The sequence below is a fragment of the Sanguibacter gelidistatuariae genome (assembly GCF_900096585.1).
GTDB classification, from domain to species: domain Bacteria; phylum Actinomycetota; class Actinomycetes; order Actinomycetales; family Cellulomonadaceae; genus Sanguibacter; species Sanguibacter gelidistatuariae.
The window spans coordinates 232,617-239,852 of record NZ_FMYH01000007.1; the positions used below are offsets into that span (position 1 = coordinate 232,617).

General features: G+C 67.2%; 6 protein-coding genes. 3 read left to right on the plus strand and 3 right to left on the minus strand.

Features of this window, described 5'->3' with window-relative positions; genetic code table 11:
* Positions 1-110: 110 nt before the first annotated feature.
* The 3 genes from glpK to BLQ50_RS15405 all read right to left on the minus strand — a co-directional run bounded on the left by glpK (position 111) and on the right by BLQ50_RS15405 (position 4,369).
* Entirely contained in the window at positions 111-1,628 is a 1,518-nt protein-coding gene (gene glpK / locus BLQ50_RS15395; RefSeq protein WP_093185510.1) for a glycerol kinase GlpK, read from the minus strand.
* Between the two features lie 81 nt (positions 1,629-1,709).
* Complete coding sequence (locus BLQ50_RS15400) at positions 1,710-2,471, minus strand: MIP/aquaporin family protein (protein ID WP_217629190.1); 762 nt, start codon at positions 2,469-2,471, stop codon at positions 1,710-1,712.
* A 137-nt stretch (positions 2,472-2,608) separates the two neighbouring features.
* Positions 2,609-4,369 (minus strand): glycerol-3-phosphate dehydrogenase/oxidase, encoded by a 1,761-nt coding sequence (locus BLQ50_RS15405; RefSeq protein ID WP_093185515.1) that lies wholly within the window; start codon positions 4,367-4,369, stop codon positions 2,609-2,611.
* A 123-nt stretch (positions 4,370-4,492) separates the two neighbouring features.
* Here BLQ50_RS15405 and BLQ50_RS15410 point away from each other — a divergent pair, with 123 nt between their 5' ends.
* The 3 genes from BLQ50_RS15410 to BLQ50_RS19125 all read left to right on the plus strand — a co-directional run.
* Positions 4,493-5,443 (plus strand): sugar-binding transcriptional regulator, encoded by a 951-nt coding sequence (locus BLQ50_RS15410; protein WP_093185518.1) that lies wholly within the window; start codon positions 4,493-4,495, stop codon positions 5,441-5,443.
* Between the two features lie 84 nt (positions 5,444-5,527).
* Entirely contained in the window at positions 5,528-6,052 is a 525-nt protein-coding gene (locus BLQ50_RS15415; RefSeq protein WP_093185521.1) for an amino-acid N-acetyltransferase, read from the plus strand.
* Positions 6,053-6,514: 462 nt separating this feature from the next.
* Positions 6,515-7,236: DUF222 domain-containing protein (locus tag BLQ50_RS19125; protein WP_245701301.1), on the plus strand; the 722-nt coding region annotated here is incomplete at its 3' end.

Genomic DNA, 7,236 nt, shown 5'->3' on the forward strand with positions numbered 1-7,236 from the left:
ACAGCGCGCGTTGCCCCGACCAACCCTATGTCCGTCGCACCCGAGTACGGCCGTGGCCCGGCCCCCAAGGGGAGCCGGGCCACGGCCGTCGTGCTGGTACTGCGGGTGACTCAGACGACGTCGTCGTCGACCCAGTCGAGGGTCTTGGAGACGGCCTTCTTCCAGAGCCGGTACTGGCGGTCCCGCTCGGAGCCCTCCATGTCGGGGGACCAGCGCTTGTCCTCGGCCCAGTTGTCGATGACGTCCTGCTCCCCGTTCCAGAAGCCGACCGCGATGCCCGCCGCATACGCCGCGCCGAGCGCGGTCGTCTCGGCTACCTGGGGTCGAACCACGTCGACGTCGAGGATGTCCGCCTGGAACTGCATGAGCAGCTCGTTGGCGACCATGCCGCCGTCGACCTTGAGCTCGGTCAGGTCCACACCGGAGTCGGCGTTCATGGCGTCGAGCACCTCGCGGGTCTGGAAGGCGGTGGCCTCCAGTGCCGCGCGGGCGATGTGGTTCTTGTTGACGAACCGCGTGAGGCCCACGAGCGCACCACGCGCGTCCGGACGCCAGTACGGGGCGAACAGCCCGGAGAAGGCCGGGACGAAGTACGCCCCGCCGTTCGTCTCGACCTTGGCGGCGTAGTACTCCACGTCCCGGGCGTCCTCGAACATGCCGAGGTTGTCCCGCAGCCACTGGATGAGCGACCCGGTCACGGCGATCGAGCCCTCGAGGGCGTAGACCTGCGGGGCGTCGCCGATCTTGTAGCAGACGGTGGTCAGCAGCCCGTTCTTGCTCGCGACCGGCTCGGTGCCGGTGTTGAGCAGCATGAAGTTACCAGTCCCGTAGGTATTCTTCGCGGTGCCCTTCTCGAAGCAGGCCTGACCGAAGGTCGCCGCCTGCTGGTCACCCAGGATCCCGGCGATCGGCACCCCCGGGACCATGCCGCGCTCGCGGCCGTGGCCGTAGACCTCGGAGGAGGAGCGGATCTCGGGGAGCATCGACAGCGGGATGGTCATCTCCGCCGCGATGTCCTCGTTCCAGGTGAGGGTGTCGATGTTCATGAGCATGGTGCGCGAGGCGTTGGTGACGTCGGTGACGTGCACGCCGCCGTCGGTCCCTCCGGTCATGTTCCACAGCACCCAGGAGTCGGTGTTGCCGAACATGAGGTCCCCGCGCTCGGCGGCCGCGCGTGCGCCGTCGACGTTGTCGAGGATCCACTTGACCTTGGGGCCGGAGAAGTACGTGGCGAGCGGCAGGCCGACGCGCGCCTTGTACTTCTCAGGTCCCTCGGATCCGCCGAGCTCGTCGACGATGGCCTGGGTCCGGGTGTCCTGCCAGACGATGGCGTTGTAGACGGGCTTCCCGGTGTTGCGGTCCCAGACGACGGCGGTCTCGCGCTGGTTGGTGATCCCCACCGCGGCGATGTCGTCCTTGGTGAGATTGCCGCGGGTCAGGGCGATCCCCACGACCTCACGGACGTTGTTCCAGATCTGCTCGGGGTTGTGCTCGACCCACCCTGCCCGCGGGAAGATCTGGTCGTGCTCGAGCTGGCCCGAGGAGTGGATGGTGCCAGCGTGGGTGAACACGATGGCACGCGAACTCGTGGTCCCCTGGTCGATGGCCAGGACGTACTGTGCGGTCATGGGTCATTCCTTCACTTCGTTGTGCGGGTGTGCCGGGCGTTGTCGACCGGCGTCGAGCAAGGTCTGGTCAGGCAGGGATCGTCAGCCGTACACGCGGCCGAGGACCCCGGCCAGGACCGCTCCCACGAGCGGTCCGGCGACCGGGACCCAGGAGTAGGCCCAGTCGCTCGAGCCCTTGCCGCGGATCGGCAGGATGAAGTGGGCGATGCGTGGGCCGAGGTCACGTGCGGGGTTGATGGCGTACCCGGTCGGGCCACCGAGGCTGGCGCCGATGCTGACGACCACGAGGGCGACAGCGAACGGGCCGAGGCCCGACGGCGTCTTTCCGGAGATCACGACGAAGAACACGAGCACGAAGGTCGCGATGACCTCGGTGATGAAGTTCCAGCCGTAGGAGCGGATGGCCGGCCCGGTCGAGAACACGGCAAGCTTGGAGCCGGCGTCGACGTCTTCGTCGAAGTGTTGCTTGAAGGCGATGAACATGATGACCGCCCCGACGAACGCGCCGATCATCTCCGCGGCGAAGTACATGAACATGTGGGGCACGGTCGGCGCGATGGTCCCGGTGACCGCCCCGGCGGCGTCGTGCAGCACGGCGAAGGGCTGGTCGGCGGAGAACAGGCCGAGGGTGACCGCAGGGTTGAGGTGAGCGCCTGACTTGTGTGCCACGTACACGGCGATGAAGACCGCGAGGCCCCATCCCCAGTTGATGAGGAGCCAGCCGCCGTTGAACCCCTTGGACTTGGGAAGCAGGACCGTCGCGACGACACCTCCTCCGAGGAGGGTCAGCATCGCGGTTCCGAGGATCTCGGACCAGAAGGCATCTATGAGCATGGAATCCATCACAGCCTCTCTAAATTGGTGGACTTCGTTGTCACAACCGCCTCGCAGCAGCTCTGCTGCGAGGCCTCATTGTTTGGAACTGTAGGGCACGTTCGTGCGGGTCGGTGGAGGTGGTCGGGTAGTTGGGTTCAGCTGGTTCAGCTGCTCTTGGGGAGGTCGACCAGCGGGCTCACGTCGTGCGCGGCCAGGCGCACCTGCTCGGCCGATGCGTCGTCGGGCTGGTCCTCGGCGGCCGCCTCAGCCTCGGCCCGTGCGGTGTACGCGGCGACCTCGGCGAGCCGGGTCTCCTCGTCCCAGCCGAGACCGGCCGCGGCGATCCGGGAGATCTCCTCGAGCGCGGCCAGGCCGCGGTCCGCGACCTCATAGTTGAGCCGGGTGCGGTGCAGCAGGATGTCCTCGAGGTGCAGAACTCCCTCATGGCTCACGGCGTAGGCGATCTCGGCCCGCAGGTAGGCAGGTGCGTGCTCGAGCGGGGTGGCCATCGACGGGTCCTCCTGGCAGAGGGCGACGATGTCGGTGAGCAGGGAGCCGTAGCGGTGCAGCAGGTGGTCGACGAGCGCGGGCGTCCAGCCGTAGGTCGCCGCATGGCGTCGACCCCAGTTCTGCTGGACGTCGAGCCCGACGGCGCCGAGCAGCGGCACCTTCGCGGTGATCGACGGGCGCGCCTTGGCGCCCTCACCGAGGGCGAAGTCGACGGCGTCCTCGGCCATCACCCGGTACGTGGTCAGCTTCCCGCCTGCGATCACGGTCAGGCCGGGAACGGGTGAGGCGACGGTGTGCTCGCGGGACACCTTGGCCGACGACGTGCCCTCCTTGGTCCCGGGCTGCAGCAGCGGGCGCAGGCCGGCCCAGGTGCCGATGATGTCGTCCCGGGTGAGCGGGTCCGCCAGCACCTCATTGGCGTGGGCCAGGACATAGTCGATGTCGGCGGAGGTCGCGACGGGGTGCTGAAGCTCCTGGGTCCACGGGGTGTCGGTCGTGCCGATCACCCAGTACCGCGACCACGGGATGACGAAGAGGACGCTCTTCTCGGTCTGCAGGATCAGGCCGACCTTGCCCTTGATGCGCTCGCGGGGGACGACGATGTGCACGCCCTTGGAGGCCAGCACGCGAAGGCCACCGGTCCCGCCGGCCAGGGCCTCGGTCTCCTCGGTCCACACGCCCGTGGCGTTGATGACGTGGCGTGCCTTGACCGGGAACCGGTCACCAGTCTCCAGGTCGACCAGCACGGCGCCGTCGACCCGGCCGCTCGCGTCCTTGGTCAGCTCGACCACCTGGGTGCGGCTCGCCGCACCGGCGCCGTAGGACGCCGCGGTGCGGATCAGGGTGCTCACCAGGCGGGCGTCGTCGACCGAGCCGTCCCAGTAGCGCACGGCGCCGATCGCTGCGTCATGGCGCAGGTCGGGGAACAGGCGCTCCATGCCCTTGCGGGTCACGTGCTTGTGGAAGGGCAGTGCGCGCTTGCCGGGTGCGAGGCTGGCGAGGGTGTCATAGAGCATCACGCCGGCTCCGACGTATCCGCGTTCCCACACCCGGTGCTCGAGCGGGTAGAGGAATGAGACCGGGCGCACCAGGTGCGGGGCGAGGGTGTTGATGAGGAGGTCGCGCTCGGTCAGCGCCTCGTGGACGAGGTGGAAGTCAAGCATCTGGAGGTAGCGCAGGCCGCCGTGGACGAGCTTGCTCGAGCGGCTCGACGTGCCCGAGGCCCAGTCCTGGGACTCCACGACCGATGTTGTCAGGCCGCGGGTCACCGCGTCGAGGGCGATGCCGGCGCCGGTGACGCCGCCGCCGATGACCAGCACGTCGAGGGGGTCGCCCTGTGCGGTCGCGCGCAGGACGTCCAACGAACGCTCTCGGGACTGTGGGGTGAGCTTGGATGACGTACCGGAGGTTGACATGCTTGACCTTTCGACTCGCTAGATGTCTACGATTAAGGTCACACTGTCAGAACGTTTGCGCAACCCGTTTGCACATATGTGCAAGAGTCGGGGTCTCGACGTTGACCAGTGGGAAGGTGCGGTATGGCTGTGCGGGATCAGGATGTTCTCAGGGCCGCTTCGATGTATTACCTCCAGGACATGAAGATGGAGACGATCGCCAAGCACCTTGGCACTTCGCGGTCGACCGTCTCCAGGATGGTCAAGCTCGCCCGCGAGACCGGGCTCGTCGAGATCAATCTTCGTCCCACTCGCTCCAATGCGCCTGGGCTGGGGCAACGCATCAGCGAGGTCTACGGGATCGAGGCATACGTGGTGGCCGTGCCGGACAACCACTCCGAGATCGAGCGGCTCGACCAGGTGGCACTGACGACCGCCCGGCTGATCGGGAACTGGTTCGACTCGAACATGATCCTGGCCCTCGCCTGGGGAACCACACTGAGCGCGATCGCGCCGCACCTGAGCCGCAAGACCACCCGGGGCAGCTCGGTCGTCCAGCTCAACGGGGCGGCCAACACCCGCACGAGCGGGGTCGAGTATGCGGGGGACCTGATCGCGGGGTTCGGGAAGGCGTTCGAGGCCCGGATGCACTATTTCCCAGTGCCGGCGTTCTTCGATTTCGCCAGGACCAGGGAGGCCATGTGGCGTGAACGCTCCGTGCGCCGGGTCCTGGAGCTCCAACGTAGGGCGGACATCGCCCTGTTCTCAGTGGGCGCGCTCTCGGGCGGGCTGCCCAGCCATGTCTACTCGGCGGGGTACCTCGATGCCGAAGACGTCGCCGAGCTCGATCGAGAGGGTGTGGTGGGGGACGTGTGCACGGTGTTCCTGCGCGAGGACGGCACCTACCGGGACGTAGAGCTCAACGCCCGGGCCACCGGGCCGATGCCGCACGAGCTGCGCAACATCCCCCGCCGGGTGTGCGCGGTGGCCGGGGACAACAAGGTCGCGCCGCTGCGGGCGGCGCTGCGGGCTCGGGTCGTCACCCACCTGGTCATCGACGAGGTCACGGCGACCAAGCTGCTGCTTGACGGGTGATGTTGGCCGGGCTACGTCGACTCAGTGGGAATGTATGCAGAGCCCTGAGTAAAGGAGTAGGTTGGTTCGGTGAACGCGCACTCTATGACCGACCAGCCCAGGACGCCCCGTATCCGGCCCGCGCGCCCGAGCGACGTGCATGCGATCCGGGCGCTCGTGGAGCCGTATGCCGACCGCCGGATCCTCCTCGCCAAGGAGATGGTCGCGTACTACGAGGCCGTCCAGGAGTTCCTGGTCGTCGACGCGGGCACCCCAGAGGCCCCGGTCGTGGTGGGCTGCGGTGCGCTGCACGTCATGTGGGAGGACCTCGCCGAGATCCGCACCCTCGCCGTCGCCAAGGATCGCCTGGGTGCCGGGTTGGGCCACGCGATCGTCGAGCGACTGCTCGAGCGGGCCCGTGACATGGGGCTGCGCCGGGTCTTCTGCCTGACCTTCGAGGTCGACTTCTTCACCCGGCATGGTTTCAGGGAGATCGAGGGGACCCCGGTCGACCCGGCCGTCTACGCCGAGCTGCTGCGCTCGCACGACGACGGCGTGGCCGAGTTTCTCGACCTCGCCCGGGTCAAGCCCAACACCCTGGGCAACTCCCGGATGCTCATCGAATTCTAGGAGGGCACTGTCGTGGGCCAGCCGGGAATGTCGATACGGGAGATGCGACTCTAGATGATCCAGAATCTGGAGATTCCGCGTCCATCAATTTGCCATCAACAATGCGGTTGGGACTGAGGCGGACTTGAAGGAGGGGGCGCGTGAGTGGCCCTGCTAAGACAGTGCATTCTGCTCGATGCCAACTTGGGTCGATCTGATCGCGCCGGCGAGGTGAGCTTGCCCTGGTTCTGGCCCCGGGGGCTGCGTCTTCTCACCTTCCCGTTCTCCTGGACGGCGACGCGACGTGCCCCAGGCGATGTGGCATATGAAGTCGAACCCTCGCGATGATGAGCCGTGGCCACTCCCGAAAAATACCCAAAATAAATATCCAAATCCCTTGCCGCAGAGACGTTCTTTCGATAGAATTGGCAGATAGTCAATCGGGTGGTTTTGACAAGGGCCGGGAGGCACGTCATGGGATCAATGAATCTATCGTCTCGCGGTTTCACGCCGGCCCCTCTGCGCATTGAATGCGCCCCAGGCGTGTGGGCCGATGTTGCGGCCGGTCCTGCGACCACCGTTGTCGAGGACTACCTTGAGGCTGAGTTTGAGGATCTGATCCGCTCGGGTTGGCCGAGCGCTCCTGCGGGACCGCCGTTCGGGACGCACAGTGCCGAAGCGCCGAGACCCCCGCTGGCCTCCGCCGCTGATTCTCCCCCGGCTGCTCCCGAGGTTCCCGAGGGTCTGTTGGCGCAGTTGGACCAGTTGGAGGCGGTGACCGAGAGGATCACGTCCGCGGACCTGTCGGGACTGCCGGGGTCTCTTGCGGCGGAGGTGTCGCAGCGGGTGCGTCGGGCGACCGACCAGTTGGCGGCGCAACGCTTGGTGTTGATCGGTCAGATCGAGGCTGAAGGTTCGTGGCGTGCTGACACGATGCATTCCTTCTCGTCGTGGTTGGCCTCGCGGGAACGCCTGTCGAAGGCGTTGGCGCAGCGGACGGTCGGGGCGGCGCGGGCGTTGCGTGAGCACCTGCCCGCGACCGCTGCTGCGGCGTGTGCTGGGGAGATCACCGCCGAGCACGTGTCGATCATGGTGAAGGCCACGGGCACGGAGACGTTGCGCGAGAAGTTGGCTGGGCCGGTGGCCAGTGATACTGCGGCGGGGCCGGTGTGCACGGGCGAGCAGATGCTCCTGGGGAACGCCGG

Coding starts and splice junctions, on each gene's coding strand:
- glpK (WP_093185510.1), bottom strand. CDS start 1,628: ATGACCGCACAGTACGTCCTGGCCATCGACCAGGGGACCACGAGTTCG.
- BLQ50_RS15400 (WP_217629190.1), bottom strand. CDS start 2,471: ATGGATTCCATGCTCATAGATGCCTTCTGGTCCGAGATCCTCGGAACC.
- BLQ50_RS15405 (WP_093185515.1), bottom strand. CDS start 4,369: ATGTCAACCTCCGGTACGTCATCCAAGCTCACCCCACAGTCCCGAGAG.
- BLQ50_RS15410 (WP_093185518.1), top strand. CDS start 4,493: ATGGCTGTGCGGGATCAGGATGTTCTCAGGGCCGCTTCGATGTATTAC.
- BLQ50_RS15415 (WP_093185521.1), top strand. CDS start 5,528: ATGACCGACCAGCCCAGGACGCCCCGTATCCGGCCCGCGCGCCCGAGC.